The sequence below is a fragment of the Candidatus Phytoplasma citri genome, assembly GCF_002009625.1.
Lineage (GTDB): Bacteria > Bacillota_I > Bacilli_A > Acholeplasmatales > Acholeplasmataceae > Phytoplasma > Phytoplasma citri.
The window spans coordinates 1-980 of record NZ_MWKN01000012.1 but is presented as its reverse complement, the minus strand read 5'-3'; the positions used below and the strand labels follow the sequence as shown (position 1 = coordinate 980).

Sequence of the window (980 nt, the reverse complement as noted above, 5' to 3'; positions counted from 1 at the left end):
ACACCAATTTATGCTTCAGAAGCAAGAATAAATATTTTAAGAAATATTCAAGCAAGAATAAATCAAAATCAAAGACAAATAAATATCATTAGAAATCAAATACAAAATAATCAAAACCCATCAAATAATCTTAGAAGAAATTAAAAAATTAAATTTTTTTCATCAAAAACCAAGACCCTTCAAGGTCTTTCTTTATTTCGCAACACACAAAATTGGAAAGGAAACAAACACCATGTTCATTCGAAAAACTTTCAATCTTTATCTAGTAATTTCATATTTTTCATCATCACTCTAATTTTAATTTATTCCAATCATCACCATTTATTATGTCATTAAATTTTATCTTTACACGGTTAAAGTTAGTATAAACCAATTAAAAAAAAGAATAATAGTTCAATTTTACCAATATTTAACCGCCAAGCAAATGAATCATCATGTGGCATCTTTATAATTCTTGGTTAATAAAAGTAAACCATCTGCTTCATCGAATAAGTAGTTCTTTCTTAACTTACCAAAATCAATGGTTAAATTTAGTTTTATTCACAATTATTTTATTATTTCTTCCCCATTTATTATCTTTAATTTATTTTATCCTTAAAGTTTTTTATCACCTTTTTTGTTTCTTTTATTATTTAGGAAAATATCTGTTATTATTATTGAAAAAAATTTTTAATCCTTGATTGGTTATTTTTTGGTTCCTTTGTTAATTAGTTATGATTAAAAAGGTAAATTATCTTGTAATTTATTGTCTAAAGGTTTATTATCTAAAAAGATGACATTTTGGAGAATAACTTTCGTCGTGGTTCTTATTTGTCCTTCGTGATTTTTATATTTTTGGATCGATAAACTCCCTTCGATATATACTTTGGAACCTTTATGTAAATATTGACTCATGTTTTCCACTAGTTTTCGAAACGCGACACAAGGGATAAATTGAGCTTGCTCTTTGTGATTAACGGCTAATTGAAAAGCAATTTTGG

1 protein-coding gene is annotated in these 980 nt (G+C 25.2%); it reads right to left on the bottom strand.

Annotated features, from left to right (window positions below; genetic code table 11):
* Positions 1–717 precede the first annotated feature (717 nt).
* Positions 718–980 (bottom strand): single-stranded DNA-binding protein (locus tag B2G44_RS00390; RefSeq protein ID WP_078122889.1); only part of this gene is annotated, 263 nt, incomplete at its 5' end.